Origin of the sequence: Rhizobium sp. CB3060, assembly GCF_025200735.1 — a bacterium.
Taxonomy (GTDB): Bacteria; Pseudomonadota; Alphaproteobacteria; order Rhizobiales; family Rhizobiaceae; genus Rhizobium.
The window spans coordinates 1,362,982-1,382,380 of sequence record NZ_CP104158.1 but is presented as its reverse complement, the minus strand read 5'-3'; the positions used below and the strand labels follow the sequence as shown (position 1 = coordinate 1,382,380).

Here is a 19,399-nt window from a genome sequence, read left to right as displayed (position 1 = left end):
CGATGTCGGAAACCATTGAAACCGAACGCAACGACGTGCGCGAAGACGGGCGCCGCCCTCCCCGCGCTGTGGTCGGCTCCCATCGCGTCGAGGAAGAGATTTTCGGCAAGGTCTTCGACGGCAAGATCATCCGCCGCATCTGGGCGTTCGTCAGCCCCTACCGCCGCCAGATCTACATTTCCGTCGGAGCCGTGCTTCTCTTCACCGGGTCGCAGATCGTCATCCCGCTCGTCATCCGCTATGCGATCGATCACGCGATGGCGCCTGGCGCGACCAACTATTCGGCGCTCTGGCTGGCCCTGGCGATCTTCACGGCGGCGATTCTCGTCAATTATGCTGCCAGCTATGTGCAGGAGACCTTTGTCGGCCAGGTCGCGGAGGAAGTGCTCTTCGATATCCGCCGGGCGATGTTTGCGCATCTGCAGCGGGTATCACTCTCCTTCATGGACAAGACCGAAGTCGGCCGGTTGATGTCGCGCCTGCAGGGCGACGTCAACTCCATGCAGGAATTCCTTGAAACATCGGTGCTTTCCGTCGGCGATATTGCCCTGCTCTTCGGCATCGTCATCGTCATTCTCTCGCTCGATTTCCGGCTTGGCCTGCTGACGCTATCGGTCATGCCGATCCTTTTCGTTGTCCGCCTATTCTGGCTTCCGAAGGCACGCGTCGCCTTCATGAACGCGCATGAGACAAACTCCGTCACCAATGGCGCCTTGGCCGAGGCGATCCATGGAGTGCGCGCCGTTCAGGGCATGCACCGGCAGAGCGTCAATTTCGGTCTCTTCGACGATAAGGCATATACTAACCTCAAGGCACATCTGACCGCCGCGAGATACGCACAGATCATGGTGCCGATCGTCGATACGCTGACGGGCATGGCGATGGCCATCGTCATCATCGTGGGCGGTTCGATGGTGCTGAACCACAGGCTCGACGTTGGCGTCATGGTCGCCTTCCTGTTCTACATTCAGCGCTTCTTCGACCCTATCCGCTCGCTCACCATGCAATATTCCGTCATGCAGCGCGCCATGGCCTCCGGCCAGCGGCTGACGGACGTGCTCGACGTGCCCGTCGATATCAAGGATGCGCCGGACGCCAAGGTGCTGTCGGCGGATATGGACGGCTCGGTCGAATTCCGGGACGTCGTCTTCGGTTATGATCCGAAGCATCCGGTGTTGAAGAATGTCAGCTTCAAGGTCAATCCCGGCGAGACTGTAGCTCTGATCGGCCCGACCGGCTCCGGCAAATCGAGCTCCATGGCCTTGATCCATCGTTTCTACGAGGTGCAGCAGGGTCAGGTGCTCGTCGGCGGCCATGATGTGCGCTCCCTCACCCAGGATTCGCTCGGCCGACAGATCGCAATGGTGCTGCAGGAGCCATTCCTGTTCACCGGCACCGTGCTGGAGAACATACGCTACAACAAGGCTGAAGCGACGCGCGAAGAGATCGTCGAGGCCGCAAAGGCGGTGGGTGCGCATGAGTTCATCATGCGGCTTGCCGATGGCTACGATACCGTTCTCGGTGAACGTGGCAGCGGCTTGTCGCTCGGCCAGCGCCAGCTTGTCAGCTTTGCCCGCGCCCTTGTCGCCGACGCGAAGATACTCGTGCTCGACGAGGCAACCGCGAACATCGACAGCTATACCGAAATGCTGATCCAGAAGGCGCTGGTGAAGCTGCTCGAGGGACGCACCGGCCTTGTGATCGCTCACCGCCTCGCCACCATCCGCGAGGCCGATCGCATCATCGTCCTGCAGAACGGCCAATTGATCGAGAGCGGCAATCACCATCAGCTCATGGCCAATGGCAAGCTCTATTCGAAGCTTTATAACCTCAATTATGCGTCCTTCGACGATATTCCGGAGGAGGAAGTGAGTGCTTCGGTGCCAGTGGAATCGCGCACCTAGCAGTTCGCTTTTAAAACTGAAGACCTGGAGACTGAAGCGTTGATCACATTTTTCAGACGCTATGCAAAGGCCTCGTTGTCGATACTGTGGAGAGTTTGTCTGATCGTACTCATCGGAGGCGTGATATTTAACGGCGCTCCAGATCAGATCTTTCAACATTTCGTCGAACGCACGGAATTCAGCATAAAGCTCGAACCGGTCTTGCGAGCCACATATTTTGCGCTGATTTTCCTTGTTCTTGCCTTCTGGAGATCCCTTGCCAGAACAATATTGTTCGAGAAAAGCTCATTATTTACGGGCGAGGTGTGGCGTGAAATCTACTTGATGCTTTTTGCGTGGGCATTGGCTTTGGCAGCGCTAGACGCATTCTTAGCCCTGTATGCGTCAACCGACGTATGGGTCGCCATTGTCCGCTCAACACCGTTTCTCTTATTATTGATCTATATTTTTCTCATTTCCTTCAGATACCAAGGAAAACTCAAGCCCTTGGCCGAGCTTCCGTAACGCTGTTTAGCGAGACACCCCGCCATTCAAGCCTAGTGACTTGCATGATGATAGTAACTCATGCTATTCGCCTCGGCCATGCAGAGAACAAGCTTCAGCGCCTTCAAATGTCCTGCCGCCCGTGCGCTCGAAAGCGTCGGCGACTGGTGGAGCATTCTGATCTTGCGCGATGCGCTTCAGGGTCTGACGCGCTTTGATGAATTCCAGAAGAATCTTGGTGTTGCGCCGAATATCCTGACGCGGCGGCTGAAACATCTGACGGACGAGGGCCTGTTCGAACGCCGCCTCTACAATGAGCGGCCGCCACGCTACGAATACGTGCTGACGGAAAAGGGGCGCGACTTCTTTCCCGTTCTCATGGCGCTGTTTACCTGGGGCAACCGGCATTTGCCGCCCGAGGAGGTTGCCATGCGGCTGGTCGACCCGGCGACGGGTGAGGATCGCGATCCCCTTCTCATCGACCGCGTAACCGGCCGCGCTTTTCATCCCGAAGATACGATTCTGGTTCCCGGACCGGCGGCCGACGAGGCCGTGCATGAACGGATCGCGCAGATGAAGGCATGGTTCCTGGGCTTCGACGCCTGATAAAGATAGGAGTACTCCATTATGGATCGAATCGTCGTAACGGGCATGGGACTGGTTTCGCCGCTGGGCGTCGGCGTCAATGCCGCCTGGAAGCGGCTGGTCGAAGGGCGCTCGGGCCTCAGGCTTCTGCCGGAGACGATGGTCGGCGATCTGGCCGCCAAGGTCGGTGGTGTCGTGCCGAGCCTTGAGGAGGATAGCGAAGCCGGGTTCGATGCCGATCGCTACGTGCCGGTGAAGGACCAGAAGAAGATGGATCGCTTCATCCTCTTCGCCATGGCGGCCGCAGAAGAAGCAATCAGGCAAGCCGGCTGGCAGCCGACCGATCCCGCAGAACTCGAACGCACCGCCACGGTCATCGCCTCCGGTATCGGCGGCTTTCCGGCAATTGCCGACGCGGTGCGCACTGCCGAGGCGCGCGGCGTGCGGCGGCTGTCGCCCTTCACCGTCCCCTCATTCCTCGTCAATTTGGCAGCCGGCCAGGTCAGCATTCGCTATGGCTATAAGGGGCCGCTCGGCGCGCCGGTAACCGCTTGTGCGGCAAGTGTCCAGGCGATTGGCGATGCGGCGCGGCTCATCCGTGCCGGTGAAGCCGATGTCGCGATCTGCGGTGGCGCGGAGGCCTGCATCGACAAGGTCAGCCTCGGCGGCTTTGCCGCGGCACGGGCGCTCTCCACCGGCTTCAGCAACCGGCCGGAGGAAGCCTCTCGCCCCTTCGACGCCGGCCGCGACGGTTTTGTCATGGGCGAAGGCGCCGGCATGCTGGTAATCGAGACACTGGACCACGCTCTCGCCCGCGGCGCTACGCCGCTCGCCGAACTCGTCGGCTATGGTACCGCCGCCGATGCCTATCATATGACCGCCGGTCCGGAAGATGGCGACGGGGCGCGCCGGGCGATGCTGGCGGCACTGTCGCAGGCGCGGATTTCTCCCAGTGAGGTCAAGCACCTCAATGCCCACGCCACCTCAACGCCGGTCGGCGACCGTGGCGAAATGGAAGCGATCAAAACGGTATTCGGCCGCGACGGCGGCATCGCCGTCAGCGGCACGAAGGCAGCGACGGGCCATCTTCTTGGCGCTGCCGGCGGCCTGGAAGCGGTCTTCACCATCATGGCGTTGCGCGACCAGATTGCGCCTCCGACCCGCAATCTGCAGGAGGCGGACGCGGCGGCCGACGGTATCGATATTGTTGGCGCAACAGCTCGGCCGATGGCAATGGAATATGCCATCTCCAACGGTTTCGGTTTCGGCGGCGTGAATGCCAGTGCTCTGTTCCGCCGCTGGCAATGATCGGGTTCGGCTTCTCCGGGCTTCGGCGACTACATAGCTGATCCCTGCGATACTCTGCATCCCTTCTGCAAAGGCATAAAGCGCGCTATGCTCTCCTGGATATTGCCGGAGATCGTCCATGCGCGCTTTATCTCTTGCAGCCGCCCTCTGCATTACCCTCGCCCTCGCCCCGGCGCACGAGCGGAAGACCCCGTGCAATCGGCGCAGACGTTGATTCAGGAACAGATCGAAGCTTTCCTGCACAATGATGCGGATTCGGCCTATTCCTTCGCTGCCCCCGGCATCAAGGCGCTTTTTCCGGACAAGGACAGCTTCTTCGCCATGGTGAAGAAGAGCTATCAGCCGGTCTATCACCCAGGCAACTACGCCTTCGGCAAGAGCCGCGCCATCGACAACGGCGCGGTCGTCTATCAGGAAGTGCTGATCACCGGCACGGACGGCAAGGACTGGACGGCGATCTATCAGATCGCCCGTCAGCCCGATGGCAGTTATAAGATCAACGGCGTGCAGATCCTGCCGAACGCGACAAGCGAGGGAATCTGATCAGAATTCCCCTCGCCTCTTTTAGCCACCTGCCCTGCTGAAACTGACAGGCTGAACCGCCGCATCCAATGCTGGCCGCGGTAAGGGAACAGCTACAGTAGACGTTGGCGTTGCGCTGATGCTTGCAGTCGTCATTGGATCCGGCGCCGGGATCGGAATCTGGTCTGCAGGTGGCAACAAAACCGGAAATTGCGTTGTTGTGACCGTTTGCACAGGCACATAGTTCATCGCAACTTCGTAGGCCGGAAGTGGCGCTGGCGTTTCAAGGGCGCCATCCTGCCCACGCTTCTCATAGAAAGCGTTTCCGCCGGCCACGGCGACATAGTGCATGTTATTGTAAGGGAATTTCAGACCGTCCGTGTGGAAGAACATCGCATCCTTGACACCCGGATGTCGTTCTCCATTGAGAACCTCCGATGCCGCCTGGTTGAGATCAGGTTCGGCCAGGTCGCTGACCACCCTCGTCATCACGCCTGGCGCAAATTGCCTTTTTTGCGCGACGACGCCGCAGATCGACGAGGCGTAGGCACCGGAGGTCAATCTGTTCATCACGACCGATCCCACTGCCATGTATCCATCATGGTCCGAATGCTCGGACTCGAAATACATCGCTCGCTTCAAACAGTCGCGATCTTTTGCGGTGTAATTGTAGGTTACCTTCGTCGGTCGAATGGACTTGGAAGAGTTTTGGCTGGTCGAGGGTGCTTTCGCCACCGTCGTGCAGCCCGTCGCTGCCAATCCGACAAATATGAGTCCGGAAAGACAGGTCCCCAATGCGCGTTGCGCCCTCAACGGCAGGTGCCTCCTATATTATTAGTGAGCCCTTATCGATAAAGTGGAACGCTTTGTAGCCGAAGTTCAAAGGAATTTCAAACGCAAAGCACCAAAATAGTCAGTGGATCTTACCACCGGCTGAAGGATCATTTATTACGATTCGCTGTTTTTGCAAACGCTTTCTTATCGCGCCGTCGTCTCAGGCGGCCTTTCGGAAGAGCCCAGTTAGACCACCTGAAAACGCCTAATTCATGAGACAAAGACTGAGACATAAGCCATTGCGGATATTATATTTTCTAATTGATATTTAGGTTCCGGACGCCAGCCGACTTCGACCAGAATTCGTCCTGGTGCGAAGCAATAAAACAACCAACCGCCCCGCATAGCCGACGGCGGTTTCCAGATTTCGCAGCCGGCCAATTTGGCGCGCTCGAATTGTGCGTCCACAGCCTCGCGCGACGGCAGCATGAAGCCGATGTGATAGGTGTTGCGGCCGACCGATATTGAATCAGCTCCGCCGAACCTCTCGACCGGATGGCTGATGACCAGTTCGAGCCCGGCATCGTCGCGCAGGATGGCGAGGCCGTTCGCTCCACGGGTTTCGATTTCGGTGAAATCAAAGACGGAAACAAAAAAATCCCGCGTCGCGGCGACGTCGGGAACATGTAAATCCAGGTGATTCAGTCGCATGACAGCTCCAAGGGGTCTCCCCGCAGAGGCGTGTCGCTCGAAACGGCCCACACCAACGCGGGGTACTCGGCCACAATGGCCAAGTTCCGCGTCGCGGGCCCTCATGCCTATGGCATGGAGCAGAGCTTCCGGATGGAAGGGATTGGGCCTACCGAAACCAACCCTGCCTTTTTCGACAGGCTTCAATTAGCGCGGAATCGGGACATGTTCAAGAGCAGCGCATCGCCACTCTAGCCGTTCTTGAATCACGCCGGCTCGAGATCGCCCCTTGCCCAATTCTCCTGAGTCTCTGCCATGAAATCGGCAAAGCGGCCCTCGGCGATCGCCTGGCGAATGCCGTGCATCAGTTCCTGGTAGTAGGCAAGATTGTGCCAGGAAAGCAGCATGCCGCCGAGCGCTTCGTTGGCGCGGACGAGATGGTGCAGGTAGGCGCGGGAATAATCGCGCGAGGCCGGGCAGCTCGATTGATCATCGAGCGGGCGCATGTCCTCCGCGTGACGGGCATTGCGGATATTGACCTTGCCCCTACGCGTAAACGCGAGGCCATGACGGCCCGAGCGGGTCGGCATCACGCAATCGAACATATCGATGCCGCGGGCGACGGACTTCAGGATATCGTCCGGCGTGCCGACGCCCATGAGATAACGCGGCTTCTCCGTCGGCAGCTCGGGAAGAGTGATCTCAAGCATGCGTAGCATGACTTCCTGTGGCTCGCCGACGGCAAGACCTCCGACGGCATAGCCCTTGAGGTCCATGCCGCTCAGCGCCTGCGCGGAACGGACGCGAAGCTCCGGAACATCGCCGCCCTGCACGATACCGAACATCGCCTTGCCGGGCTGATTGCCGAAAGCCACCTTGCAGCGTTCGGCCCAGCGCAGCGACATTTCCATGGCGCGCTCGATTTCCTTCGGCGTCGCCGGCAACGCCACGCATTCATCGAGCTGCATCTGGATGTCGGAGCCGAGCAGGCCCTGGATCTCGATCGAGCGCTCCGGCGACATGTGATGCGTGCTGCCGTCGACATGCGACTTGAAGGTGACACCCTTCTCGTCGAGCTTGCGCAGGCCGGAGAGCGACATGACCTGGAAGCCGCCGGAGTCAGTAAGGATCGGATGCTGCCAGCGGATCAGCTCGTGCAGGCCGCCGAGGCGGGCGACACGCTCCGCGGTCGGGCGGAGCATCAGGTGATAGGTATTGCCGAGAATGATGTCGGCGCCGGTCTCGCGTACCTGATCGAGATACATCGCCTTGACGGTACCGACCGTGCCGACCGGCATGAAGGCCGGCGTGCGGATCGTGCCGCGCGGCATGGAAACTTCGCCGAGACGGGCACCGCCATCGGTCTTTTTCAACTGGAACTGAAAGCTCTCGCTCATCTCGTCTTAGTCTTTCCGGTAGAGCAGGCTGCCATCGCCATAGGAATAGAAGCGATAGCCTGTCTCAATAGCATGGGTGTAGGCCGCGCGCATGGTATCAAGGCCGGCAAAGGCCGATACCAGCATGAACAGCGTCGAACGCGGCAGATGGAAATTCGTCATCAAGAGATCGACCGCCTTGAAGCGATAGCCGGGCGTGATGAAGATGCCGGTCGCGCCGTGCCAGGGCTTGATCGTTCCGTCATCGCCGGCGGCACTTTCGATCAGCCGTAGCGAGGTCGTGCCGACGCAGACGATGCGCCCGCCCCTCGCCTTCACCGCATTCAGCTTCGCCGCCGTCGTCGCGTCGACATAGCCGATCTCGAAATGCATCTTGTGGTCTTCAGTGTCGTCGGCCTTGACGGGCAGAAACGTACCGGCGCCGACATGCAGCGTCACGAAATGCCGCTCGACGCCCATGATATCAAGCGCGGTAAACAGCGACGGGGTAAAATGCAGGCCCGCGGTCGGCGCAGCAACGGCGCCCTCCTCACGAGCGTAGATTGTCTGGTAGTCCGTGCGGTCGCGCTCGTCTTCCGGCCGTTTGGCGGCGATATAGGGCGGCAACGGAATATGGCCTACTGCGGCAATCGCCTCATCCAGCGCCGGACCGGAGAGATCGAAGCGCAACGTGATCTCGCCGCCCTCACCCTTCTCCTCGACCACGGCGTCAAGAGCGCCAAGGATGCAAACATTTTCGCCATGGCCGAACTGGATGCGATCGCCGATCTTGATGCGCTTGCCCGGCTTGGCGAAAGCTTTCCAGCGGTCGGGCGCGGCGCGCATATGCAGCGTCGCCGACACCTGCTGACCGGGCGCGCCTTCCCGATGACGAATGCCCTCCAACTGGGCCGGGATGACCTTAGTGTCATTGAAGACGACAGCATCGCCCGGTCGCAGGAAAGATGGCAGATCGCGGATGTGATGATCGCTCAGAGCCGCCTCGCCATTATTCGGATCGACGACGAGCAGGCGCGCGCTGTCACGCGGCTCGGCGGGTCTCAGCGCAATGCGCTCATCCGGCAGGTCGAAATCGAAAAGGTCAACGCGCATTCTGGTAATCTCAGCAAAGCGAAACCCGCCCCCACGCCAAAGCGCGAGAGGCGGGCTTCAGGAATAATCACGATCAGACGTCAGCGGCAACCCGAGCGGATACGATCGAGTCCGGATCCTTCACCGGCTCGCCGCGCTTGATCTGGTCGACAATTTCCATGCCGGAGATGACCTGGCCCCAGACCGAGTACTGCTTGTTCAGCCACGGAGCGTCGGCGAAGCAGATGAAGAACTGCGAGTTGGCCGAGTTCGGGTTCTGCGAACGAGCCATCGAGCAGGTGCCGCGAATGTGCGACGTTGCGGAAAATTCGGCCTTCAGGTCGGGCTTCGAGGAGCCGCCCATGCCGGCACGGCCGGGATTGAAGCTCTCGCTGCCCTGCTTGCCGTATTGCACGTCGCCGGTCTGGGCCATGAAGCCGTCGATGACGCGGTGGAAAACGACGCCATCATAAGCCTTCTCGCGGGCAAGTTCCTTGATGCGGGCGACATGCTCGGGCGCTACCTGCGGCAGCAACTGAATGACGACCTGACCCTTGGTGGTTTCCAGGACGAGGGTGTTTTCGGGATCCTTGATCTCAGCCATTTTTGTTTCCTCTTCTCTTCTCGAATTTTACTTCTTGCCGACCGTGACCTTGACCATGCGGTCGGGGTTGCTCACTTCGCCGTTCTGGCCTTCGCCGCGCTTGATCTTGTCGGCGAATTCCATGCCGGAGACGACCTTGCCGACGACCGTGTACTGGCCATTCAGGAAGTCGCCGTCGGCGAACATGATGAAGAACTGCGAGTTAGCGGAATTCGGATCCTGGGCACGCGCCATGCCGACCGTGCCACGCTTGAACGGAACCTTGGAGAATTCGGCCGGAAGATTGGGCATATCGGAGCCGCCGGTACCGGCCTTCTGAGGATTGTAACCTTTGGTCATGTTGCCGTACTGCACGTCGCCGGTCTGTGCCATGAAGCCGTCGATGACACGATGGAAGGCGACATTGTCATATGCACCCTTCTTCGCCAGCGCTTCGATCTGTGCGACATGCTTCGGAGCAACATCCGGCATCAACTGAATGACGACCGGGCCATCCTTGAGCTGGATCGTCAGAAAATCGTCGGCCGCGGCCGAGAAGGCGCTGCCTGCGAAGGCGGCAAGGCTGAGAAAACCTGCCAATGCGAGATGAAAGAGTTTCATGGGTGCTCCGTTCGGAAAATGATTTCGGCCAGTCTTTATTGGACCGTATCTTTTAGCTTGCCTGTCAGGGCTTCAAGAACCGCTGCGGGCACGAAAGCGCTGACATCGCCGCCCATGGATGCGATCTGCCGCACCAATGTGGCGGTTATAGGCCGCGATGCCGTGCCGGCCGGCAGAAACAGGGTCTGAATATCAGGCGCCATCTGGCGGTTCATGCCGGCCATCTGCATTTCATAGTCAAGATCGGTGCCATCACGCAGGCCGCGCACCAAAAGGCTCGCGCCATGCTTGCGCGCCGCGTCGACCACCAGATTGTCGAAGGCGACAACGGAGATATCCCCAACCTTCTGCGGCAGCGCTTCGGCAAGCGACCGGGTGATCAATTCCGCGCGTTCCTCGAAGGAGAAAAGCGGTTTCTTGCCAGGATGAATGCCGATCGCGACAATAACCTTGGAGGCGACATTCAGCGCCTGCACGAGGACATCCAGATGTCCATTGGTCATCGGATCGAAAGATCCAGGATAAAAGGCTGTCGTCATACCAGACCGGCTCGTTGTTTGCAGCCTTTTGTCACGGATGGGCCGGTATCGCAAGTCATTTACAACCACTTGGCTGCCTCTGAACAGCAGATGAATGCGGCGTTCAAGCCCGTTTCAGATCAACAATGCTCTATTCGCACCAACATCGAAACGGGCCGCTTTCATCGGCTCACCCGCCTCTGGCTCAAGGAAGATCAGGCCATGTTGGTCCTTATTGTTGCAGTCGCCGTTATCGGCTCTTTCGCTCTTGAATACGCCGTTCATCTTTTCGCGAACAACTACGAAATAGAATGGGCTTCCCCGGCTAACACCACCAATTCTGCTCAAGAAATCGCCAACGCCATGCGCAAAACGCATCGCGAATCTGAACGCCAGATGAACAAGGCATTCAAGGTCGCTTCAGATGGACGTTGGTAAACAGACGCTCAACATCAAGGCGGAACCATTCATCGGCCGCCGCGTTAAAGCCCGAACCTTAGATTTGCTCATTGCGGTAAGAAGGAAACAGAGTATGCCCGATAAGATCACCCTTATTAACGTCGTTTGGATGACCATGATTTCGGGAATGCTTGCAGCGACAATCGCTCTCTACGATCAAAAGCCTGACCAGTCGAAGATCTACGGTCCCTTTGCTTCGGCTCGTCCCTTCGTTACCACCAGCCAGTATTAAGGGATCTGAACGCTAGTTCCACGAGAGGAAGGGAGCGATCATGTTCACGATATTAACGGTGCTTACGCTCTTCATCAGCAGCATGTTCGTTGTATCCGTCGCGTCCACAATCTCAGCGCTCCACCGCGAAAGCGAGGAGAGCAAGAAGCTGAACAAACACCATAAGGCCCTCTGAACCAAAGGGTGTTGCGATATTTCCTGATCCCGAGTGCGGCCCTCCAATCGCTCGGGTTAATTCGAACCGGACGCTCCCCCAGCGTCCGGTTTTTTTATGCCGTTACGCCCGCGAGCCTTTCCCCGATCCCCGGCGCCACTACGGGGCGCTGCTCTTGCGACAAGTAGCGCGGCAATCGCTTCAATCGTGCTATGGCTATCCAGTCTCATAGAGGGATCGATATGCGCATTGCTCTTACAGGCAGTTCCGGGCGGCTTGGCCGTGCGATCTTTAACGCCTTGGCGACAAATCACGCGGTTGTCGGGATCGATCGTTCGCCGTTTTCGACGACGCATGTCGTCGGAGATTTTGCGGACGCCGTGCTGTTGCGCAAAGTGCTGACGGGTGCGGATGCGATCGTCCATTGCGCGGCTGCCCGAAAACCACGAGATCAACAAAAAACCGGGCAGCCAAGCCGCCCGGTCGTCATTCCATGTGCTGAGTTCACTGAACCTTATTCTTCGGTCGTACCCTCGGCATCGCCGTTCGAGACTTCCGCATCGCCGTTCGCAGCGTCGTCCTCGGCACCATTGTCGCTCGCATCGTCCTCGCCGTCCGGCTCGCTGATACGCTCGACCGAAACGACCTTCTCATCCTTGGCGGTCGAGAAGATGGTGACGCCCTTGGTAGCGCGGCTGGCAATGCGGATGCCGCCGACGGGAACACGGATCAATTGGCCCCCGTCCGACACCAGCATGAGCTGATCACCCTCCTCAACCGGGAAGGCGGCCACAAGCTCGCCGATCTCGCCGGTTTTCGACGTGTCGGTAGCGCGAATACCCTTGCCGCCGCGGCCGGAAATGCGGAAATCGTAGGAAGACGAGCGCTTGCCGAAGCCTTTTTCAGAGACAGTCAGGATGAACTGCTCGAGCGCCTTCAGCTCTTCATAGCGTTCGTCGTTGAGCTGTCCCTCTTCGGTGACTTCTTCGCCAACCAGCGCGATTTCCTCGTCCTCGCCCGTCGCCGAGCGACGCTCGCTGACGGAGCGCTTGAGATAAGCCGCGCGTTCCCAAGGTTCCGCGTCCACATGGCGGACGATGGTCATCGAGATGATGCGGTCGCCGGATGCAAGGCTGATGCCGCGAACGCCGATCGAGTTGCGGCCGGCAAAGACGCGTACGTCCGAAACCGAGAAACGGATACACTGGCCGAGCGCCGTGGTCAGCAGTACGTCGTCATGCTCGGTGCAGGTCTCGACGGAGAGGATTTCGTCGCCCTCTTCCTCCAGCTTCATGGCGATCTTGCCGTTGCGATTGACCTGAACGAAGTCCGACAGCTTGTTGCGGCGCACGGTGCCGCGCGTCGTCGAGAACATGACGTCGAGATTGTCCCAGGTGCTCTCGTCTTCCGGAAGTGGCATGATCGTGGTGATGCGCTCGCCGGGCTCCAGCGGCAGCATGTTGATCAGCGCCTTGCCGCGTGACTGCGGCGTGCCGATGGGCAGGCGCCAGACCTTCTCCTTGTAGACGATACCGTGCGACGAGAAGAAGAGAACCGGCGTATGCGTATTGAGAACAAATAGCCGGGTAACAAAATCCTCGTCACGCGTGGTCATTCCGGAGCGGCCCTTGCCGCCACGGCGCTGGGCGCGATAGGTGGTCAGCGGCACGCGCTTGATGTAGCCAAGGTGGGAAACGGTAACGACCATGTCCTCGCGGGCAATCAGGTCCTCGTCATCCATCTCCAGGCCGCCGTCGACGATTTCGGTGCGGCGCGGCGTGCCGAATTCGTCGCGAACGGCTGCAAGCTCTTCTTTTACAATGGCTTGGATACGAACACGCGACGACAGGATATCGAGATAGTCCTTGATCTCGGCGCCGATCTTATTGAGTTCGTCGCCGATTTCGTCACGGCCAAGTGCCGTCAAACGGGCAAGACGCAGCTCGAGAATGGCGCGCGCCTGCTCTTCCGACAGATTATAGGTGCCGTCTTCGTTGATGCGGTGGCGCGGATCATCGATTAGCCGGATAAGGGATTCGACGTCTGCCGCCGGCCAGCGGCGGGTCATCAGCTCTTCACGCGCCGATTGCGGGTCGGGCGCATGACGGATAACGCGGATCACCTCATCGATATTGGCGACCGCGATGGCGAGACCGACCAAGACGTGGGCGCGTTCGCGCGCCTTGCGCAGCAAATATTTGGTGCGGCGGCTGACCACGTCCTCGCGGAAGGACACAAAGGCCCTCAGCATGTCGAGAAGGGTCAGTTGCTCCGGCTTACCGCCATTCAGCGCCACCACGTTTGCACCGAAAGAGGTCTGCAGCGGCGTATAGCGATAAAGCTGATTGAGGATGACCTCGGCGTTGGCGTCGCGCTTCAGCTCGATCACCACGCGATAGCCCTGGCGGTCGGATTCGTCGCGCAGGTCGGAGATGCCTTCGATACGCTTTTCGCGCACGAGTTCGGCCATCTTCTCGATCATCGACGCCTTGTTCACCTGATAAGGAATCTCGGTGATGATGATCTGTTCGCGGTCGCCACGCATCGGCTCGATCGTCGCGACGCCGCGCATGACGATGGAGCCGCGTCCGGTCTCGTAGGCCGAGCGGATGCCGGCACGGCCGAGAATCTTCGCGCCGGTCGGAAAATCCGGACCCGGGATGATCTGCATGATCTCCGGCAGCTCGATCGCCGGATTGTCGATCAGCGCGATACAGCCGTCGATCACTTCGGAAAGATTGTGCGGCGGAATATTGGTCGCCATGCCGACGGCGATACCGCCGGAGCCGTTGACCAGCAGGTTCGGGAACTTTGCCGGGACGACGACGGGCTCGCTCAATGTGCCGTCATAGTTCTCGCGGAAATCGACCGTTTCCTTGTCGAGATCGTCGAGCAGCGAATGCGCGACCTTCTGCAGGCGGCATTCCGTATAACGTTCGGCCGCCGGCGGATCGCCGTCGACGGAGCCGAAATTGCCCTGACCGTCGATCAGCGGCAGGCGAAGCGACCAGGGCTGCGCCATGCGCGCGAGCGCGTCATAAATCGCCAGGTTGCCGTGCGGATGGTATTTACCCATCACGTCACCGGTGACGCGAGCGCATTTTACGTATTTCTTGTTCCAGTCGATCCCGAGTTCCGACATGCCGTACAGAATGCGCCGATGGACGGGCTTGAGACCATCGCGAACATCGGGAAGTGCGCGGCTGACGATCACGCTCATCGCGTAATCGAGATACGACCGCTGCATTTCCTCCATGATGGAAATCGGCTCGATGCCTGGCGGGAGCTTCCCGCCGCCGGGTGGTGTTTGCTCAGTCAAAACAGATCACGATCTCTTTTAGAATCACTGCGAAATTTATAGCCGAAAGGCCCTGCAAGCGCCAATTTTGACGGGTGCTTTTGAACAGGCTTTTGCCCTCTTAACCCGCTAAATCGAACATTTCCGTGGCAGAACGTTTTGGCGAGCCCGCATTGCGCTTTGCGAAACGTCATTCCTCGCATATCAATGGGCCAACAACAAATAGAAACAAATGCCGGGGATCATATGGCGAGCGCGGACACGCTGATCAATGCCTTCACAACGCTGCTCGTCACAGTCGATCCGCCAGGTCTTGCTCCGCTGTTCATCGGCCTTACGGCTGGCATGAACCGGGCTCAACGCCATCAGGTGGCATTGCGCGGCTCGCTGATCGCATTCTTCATCATGGCGGCCTTTGCCTTGTTCGGCGCCAGCGTGCTTGGCATTCTCGGCATCTCCATCGGTGCGTTCCGTATAGCGGGCGGCCTGCTGCTTTTCTGGATCGCTTTCGAGATGGTGTTCGAGAGACGGCAGGACAGAAAGGAAAAGACGACGGAAGTCGCAATCACCAAGGATCATATCCAGAATATCGCGGTGTTTCCCTTGGCTCTGCCGCTGATCGCGGGTCCTGGCGCCATTTCGGCAACCATCCTGCTGGCCGGTTCGCTTCAGACAATGCTCGACCGAGCTCAATTGATCCTCGTTATCGCGATCAATCTCGGGCTGGTCTATGCGGCATTAGCTATTTCCGAGAGGCTTGACCGTATGCTGGGGTCAACGGGCCGCGCCATCCTCACGCGCCTGCTCGGCGTCATCCTCGCCGCGCTCGCTGCCCAATTCGTCGTGGATGGCGCGAAAGCGGCGCTCAAGCTCACATAAACTTACAGAAAGGCCCGCCGGAAAGACGGGCCGTTCAACTCAACTCGATACGACTTGCCGATCAAAGCGACGGGATCAAAACGGAATATCGTCGTCCAGATCGCGCGAGAAGTTGCTGCCGCCGCCGCTTGCGGCGCCGCCACGGCCACCGCTGGCGCCACGGCCCGACGATTGCGACGAGGGCTGGCCGTAGTCGTCACCACCATAGTCGCCACCATAACCACCGCCAAAGTCACCGCCGCCGCGTCCACCCCGACCGCCTTCGACAGCGCCGCCGCCTTCGCCACGGCCATCCAGCATGGTCAGCGTCGAATTGAAGCCCTGCAACACGATTTCGGTCGAATAACGATCCTGGCCGTTCTGATCCTGCCATTTACGCGTCTGAAGTGCGCCCTCGATATAGACCTTGGCGCCCTTCTTCAAATATTGTTCGGCAACCTTGCAGAGACCTTCATTGAAGATCACGACGCGGTGCCATTCCGTCTTTTCCCGGCGCTCGCCGGAATTGCGGTCGCGCCAGGTTTCCGACGTCGCGATGTTGAGGTTGGCGATCGGACGGCCGTCCTGCGTACGGCGGATTTCCGGGTCCGCCCCGAGATTTCCAACCAGAATTACCTTGTTCACACTACCGGCCATGATTACCTACCCTGCTTGCCGCCCATCGACGGCTCTGAAATTCTATCCACGCACCTTAGACCATTGCCGCCATCAGGCGCTATTTACGTGGCCCCATCTGCTGCGCTCATCCACAGACATTATATGAAATGCGAAATGATACGCGGCCTTGACCCGAAGGCAAATTTGTTCTTTCTTTGTTCTAATTCACCTCTATGATCCTGTCAACCGAATCGAAAACCTGGCGTTGCCCTTCATTTCAGCCTCGACTCGCGGGCGGGCATCACTAAATAAGGGCAGACACCAAGGGACCGCAGACGACGATGAGTGAACTGAAGACTATTTCCATACGTGGCGCGCGCGAGCACAATCTCAAGGGGATCGATCTCGATCTTCCGCGCAACAAGCTGATCGTCATGACCGGCCTTTCTGGCTCGGGCAAATCCTCGCTCGCCTTCGACACGATCTATGCCGAAGGGCAGCGCCGTTATGTCGAGAGCCTGTCGGCCTATGCGCGGCAGTTCCTGGAGATGATGCAAAAGCCGGATGTCGACCAGATCGACGGCCTATCGCCGGCGATTTCGATCGAGCAGAAGACCACGTCGCGCAATCCGCGCTCGACGGTCGGCACCGTTACCGAAATATACGATTACATGCGCCTTCTGTTCGCCCGCGTCGGCGTGCCCTATTCGCCGGCCACAGGCCTGCCGATCGAGAGCCAGACGGTCAGCCAGATGGTCGACCGCGTGCTTGCCTTCGGTGAAGGCACCAGGCTTTATATCCTGGCGCCGCTCGTGCGCGGCCGTAAGGGCGAATACAAGAAGGAACTGGCGGAGCTCATGAAAAAGGGCTTCCAGCGCGTCAAGGTCGACGGGCAGTTCTATGAGATCGCCGATGTGCCGGCGCTCGACAAGAAATACAAGCACGATATCGACGCGGTGGTCGACCGTATCGTCGTCAGGCCCGACGTGTCGGCGCGCCTGGCGGACAGCTTCGAAACCTCGTTGCATCTTGCCGAGGGCCTTGCCATTGCGGAATTCGCCGACAAGCCGTTGCCGCCGGAAGAAACCGCGGCCGGCGGCTCGGCCAACAAATCGTTGAACGAGACGCATGAGCGCGTGCTCTTTTCGGAAAAGTTCGCCTGCCCGGTTTCCGGCTTCACCATTCCGGAAATCGAGCCGCGGCTGTTTTCGTTCAACAATCCCTTTGGCGCCTGCCCTTCCTGCGACGGGCTGGGTTCGCTGCAAAAGATTGATCCGGCGCTGATCGTGCCGGAACCTGAGCGCACGCTGCGCGACGGCGCCGTCGCGCCATGGGCCAAATCGACCTCGCCCTATTATAATCAGACGCTCGAAGCACTCGGCAAGCATTACGGCTTCAAGCTCGGCAGCCGCTGGAGCGACCTGTCCGACACGGCAAAAGATGTCATTTTGAATGGCACCGAGGACAAGATCGAGTTTCACTACGCCGACGGTGCCCGTTCCTATACGACGCATAAGAATTTCGAAGGCATCGTGCCGAACCTCGAGCGGCGCTGGAAGGAAACGGATTCCGCCTGGGCGCGCGAGGAGATCGAACGTTATATGTCGGCCGCGCCCTGCCCTGCCTGCAACGGCTATCGCCTGAAGCCGGAAGCGCTGGCGGTAAAAATCAATAAGCTGCACATCAGCCAGGTGGCTGAAATGTCGATCCGGATTGCCCGCGACTGGTTCAACGCGCTGCCGGAGACGTTCACCGACAAGCAGAACGAGATCGCCGTGCGTATCCTCAAGGAGATCCGTGATCGCCTGCGCTTCCTCAACGATGTCGGCCTTGAATATCTGAGCCTGTCGCGCAATTCCGGCACGCTGTCCGGCGGCGAAAGCCAGCGTATTCGCCTGGCCTCGCAGATAGGCTCAGGCCTGACGGGTGTGCTCTATGTTCTTGACGAACCGTCGATCGGCCTGCATCAACGCGACAATGCCCGCCTGCTGGAAACGCTGAAACATCTGCGCGACATCGGCAATACGGTCATCGTTGTCGAACACGACGAGGATGCCATTCTGACGGCGGATGACGTCGTCGATATCGGCCCGGCCGCCGGCGTGAATGGCGGCGAAGTGGTGGCGCATGGCACGCCGCAGGACATCATGGCCAACCCGAAATCGATGACCGGCAAATATCTCTCCGGCGAGCTCGGCGTGCCAGTCCCCGACGAGCGTCGCAAGGCCAAGAAGGGCAAGGAGATCAAGGTTATCGGCGCGAGAGGCAACAACCTCAAGAACGTGACGGCCTCGATCCCGCTCGGCGTCTTCACTGCAGTCACCGGCGTTTCCGGCGGCGGCAAGTCCACGTTCCTGGTCGAGACGCTGTACAAGTCGGCAGCCCGCCGCGTCATGGGCGCGCGCGAAATCCCGGCCGATCATGACCGCATCGATGGCTTCGAACATATCGACAAGGTGATTGACATTGATCAATCGCCTATCGGCCGCACGCCGCGATCGAACCCGGCAACCTATACCGGCGCCTTCACGCCGATCCGCGATTGGTTCGCCGGTCTGCCGGAAGCCAAGGCGCGCGGCTATCAGCCGGGCCGCTTCTCCTTCAACGTCAAGGGCGGCCGTTGCGAAGCCTGCCAGGGTGACGGCGTCATCAAGATCGAGATGCACTTCCTGCCGGACGTCTACGTTACCTGCGATGTCTGCCACGGCAAGCGCTACAACAGGGAGACCCTGGACGTCACCTTCAAGACCAAGTCGATCGCCGATGTGCTCGACATGACGGTCGAAGAGGGCGTCGATTTCTTCGCGGCCGTTCCTGCCGTGCGCGACAAGCTGCAGTCCCTGAAAGATGTCGGCCTCGGCTATATCAAGGTCGGTCAGCAGGCCAATACGCTTTCGGGCGGCGAAGCGCAGCGTGTCAAGCTGGCCAAGGAATTGTCGAAGCGATCGACTGGTCGCACGCTCTATATCCTAGACGAACCGACCACCGGCCTGCACTTCCACGACGTCGCCAAACTCTTGGAAATGCTGCACGAACTGGTCAACCAGGGCAATTCGGTTGTTGTGATCGAGCACAATCTCGAGGTCATCAAGACGGCCGACTGGATCCTCGACTTCGGTCCCGAAGGCGGAGATGGCGGCGGCGAGATCGTCGCGGCAGGCACGCCGGAGACTGTCGTCAAGGAGAAGCGTTCCTATACCGGTCAGTTCCTGAAGGAATTGCTGGAGCGGCGGCCGATGAAAAAGGTGGTAGCCGCGGAGTGAGCTAGCTTAAAGCGCGTCGCGATCTTTCAGACTCGCTTCTTGCGCTTTAAGTTTTTGGTTT

At 59.3% G+C, this 19,399-nt stretch carries 18 protein-coding genes and 1 pseudogene; 10 read left to right on the top strand and 9 right to left on the bottom strand.

Features of this window, described 5'->3' with window-relative positions:
- Positions 1–2 precede the first annotated feature (2 nt).
- The 5 genes from N2601_RS06815 to N2601_RS06795 all read left to right on the top strand — a co-directional run bounded on the left by N2601_RS06815 (position 3) and on the right by N2601_RS06795 (position 4,823).
- Positions 3–1,904: an ABC transporter ATP-binding protein gene (locus N2601_RS06815; protein ID WP_104823068.1), complete on the top strand. Its 1,902-nt coding sequence runs from the start codon at positions 3–5 to the stop codon at positions 1,902–1,904.
- Positions 1,905–1,943: 39 nt separating this feature from the next.
- Complete coding sequence (locus tag N2601_RS06810) at positions 1,944–2,408, top strand: hypothetical protein (RefSeq protein WP_104823067.1); 465 nt, start codon at positions 1,944–1,946, stop codon at positions 2,406–2,408.
- 78 nt (positions 2,409–2,486) lie between these two features.
- Positions 2,487–2,993: a winged helix-turn-helix transcriptional regulator gene (locus N2601_RS06805; protein WP_104825093.1), complete on the top strand. Its 507-nt coding sequence runs from the start codon at positions 2,487–2,489 to the stop codon at positions 2,991–2,993.
- A 21-nt stretch (positions 2,994–3,014) separates the two neighbouring features.
- The gene (gene fabF, locus N2601_RS06800) at positions 3,015–4,280 is read left to right on the top strand and encodes a beta-ketoacyl-ACP synthase II (protein ID WP_104823066.1); all 1,266 of its coding nucleotides are present in this window, start codon (positions 3,015–3,017) and stop codon (positions 4,278–4,280) included.
- Between the two features lie 129 nt (positions 4,281–4,409).
- Positions 4,410–4,823 (top strand): DUF4864 domain-containing protein, encoded by a 414-nt coding sequence (locus N2601_RS06795; RefSeq protein WP_445945005.1) that lies wholly within the window; start codon positions 4,410–4,412, stop codon positions 4,821–4,823.
- A 21-nt stretch (positions 4,824–4,844) separates the two neighbouring features.
- Here N2601_RS06795 and N2601_RS06790 read toward each other — a convergent pair whose 3' ends face one another.
- The 7 genes from N2601_RS06790 to coaD all read right to left on the bottom strand — a co-directional run bounded on the left by N2601_RS06790 (position 4,845) and on the right by coaD (position 10,477).
- Positions 4,845–5,615 carry a cell wall hydrolase gene (locus N2601_RS06790; RefSeq protein ID WP_104823065.1) on the bottom strand — a complete coding sequence of 257 codons (771 nt, stop codon included), beginning with the start codon at positions 5,613–5,615 and terminating at the stop codon, positions 4,845–4,847.
- 231 nt (positions 5,616–5,846) lie between these two features.
- Entirely contained in the window at positions 5,847–6,287 is a 441-nt protein-coding gene (locus tag N2601_RS06785; RefSeq protein ID WP_104823064.1) for a VOC family protein, read from the bottom strand.
- 245 nt (positions 6,288–6,532) lie between these two features.
- Positions 6,533–7,663, bottom strand: a complete 1,131-nt coding sequence (gene tgt, locus N2601_RS06780; RefSeq protein ID WP_104823063.1) for a tRNA guanosine(34) transglycosylase Tgt — start codon at positions 7,661–7,663, stop codon at positions 6,533–6,535.
- A 6-nt stretch (positions 7,664–7,669) separates the two neighbouring features.
- Entirely contained in the window at positions 7,670–8,755 is a 1,086-nt protein-coding gene (gene queA, locus N2601_RS06775) for a tRNA preQ1(34) S-adenosylmethionine ribosyltransferase-isomerase QueA (protein WP_104823062.1), read from the bottom strand.
- A gap of 73 nt (positions 8,756–8,828) precedes the next feature.
- Entirely contained in the window at positions 8,829–9,338 is a 510-nt protein-coding gene (locus N2601_RS06770) for a peptidylprolyl isomerase (protein ID WP_104823061.1), read from the bottom strand.
- A 27-nt stretch (positions 9,339–9,365) separates the two neighbouring features.
- Entirely contained in the window at positions 9,366–9,938 is a 573-nt protein-coding gene (locus N2601_RS06765; protein WP_104823060.1) for a peptidylprolyl isomerase, read from the bottom strand.
- A 35-nt stretch (positions 9,939–9,973) separates the two neighbouring features.
- Positions 9,974–10,477, bottom strand: a complete 504-nt coding sequence (gene coaD / locus N2601_RS06760) for a pantetheine-phosphate adenylyltransferase (protein WP_199773545.1) — start codon at positions 10,475–10,477, stop codon at positions 9,974–9,976.
- On the opposite strand from coaD, the gene N2601_RS06755 reads away from it, so the two are divergent.
- The 3 genes and pseudogenes from N2601_RS06755 to N2601_RS06745 all read left to right on the top strand — a co-directional run.
- Entirely contained in the window at positions 10,427–10,894 is a 468-nt protein-coding gene (locus tag N2601_RS06755) for a hypothetical protein (RefSeq protein WP_245464005.1), read from the top strand. The genes coaD and N2601_RS06755 overlap by 51 nt on opposite strands.
- A 94-nt stretch (positions 10,895–10,988) precedes the next feature.
- Positions 10,989–11,147, top strand: coding sequence for a hypothetical protein (locus tag N2601_RS06750; RefSeq protein ID WP_162950149.1), 159 nt, complete (start codon positions 10,989–10,991; stop codon positions 11,145–11,147).
- 366 nt (positions 11,148–11,513) lie between these two features.
- A pseudogene (locus N2601_RS06745) lies at positions 11,514–11,699 on the top strand (hypothetical protein); the annotation flags it as partial.
- Between the two features lie 116 nt (positions 11,700–11,815).
- Here the strand turns inward: N2601_RS06745 and gyrA are convergent.
- Entirely contained in the window at positions 11,816–14,620 is a 2,805-nt protein-coding gene (gene gyrA / locus N2601_RS06740) for a DNA gyrase subunit A (RefSeq protein ID WP_104823058.1), read from the bottom strand.
- A 225-nt stretch (positions 14,621–14,845) separates the two neighbouring features.
- On the opposite strand from gyrA, the gene N2601_RS06735 reads away from it, so the two are divergent.
- Positions 14,846–15,478: a MarC family protein gene (locus N2601_RS06735; protein WP_104823057.1), complete on the top strand. Its 633-nt coding sequence runs from the start codon at positions 14,846–14,848 to the stop codon at positions 15,476–15,478.
- Positions 15,479–15,553: 75 nt separating this feature from the next.
- On the opposite strand, the gene N2601_RS06730 is transcribed toward N2601_RS06735, so the two are convergent.
- Positions 15,554–16,114, bottom strand: a complete 561-nt coding sequence (locus tag N2601_RS06730) for a single-stranded DNA-binding protein (protein WP_104823056.1) — start codon at positions 16,112–16,114, stop codon at positions 15,554–15,556.
- 302 nt (positions 16,115–16,416) lie between these two features.
- Here N2601_RS06730 and uvrA point away from each other — a divergent pair, with 302 nt between their 5' ends.
- Positions 16,417–19,338 carry an excinuclease ABC subunit UvrA gene (gene uvrA, locus N2601_RS06725; protein ID WP_260303860.1) on the top strand — a complete coding sequence of 974 codons (2,922 nt, stop codon included), beginning with the start codon at positions 16,417–16,419 and terminating at the stop codon, positions 19,336–19,338.
- Positions 19,339–19,399 lie beyond the last annotated feature (61 nt).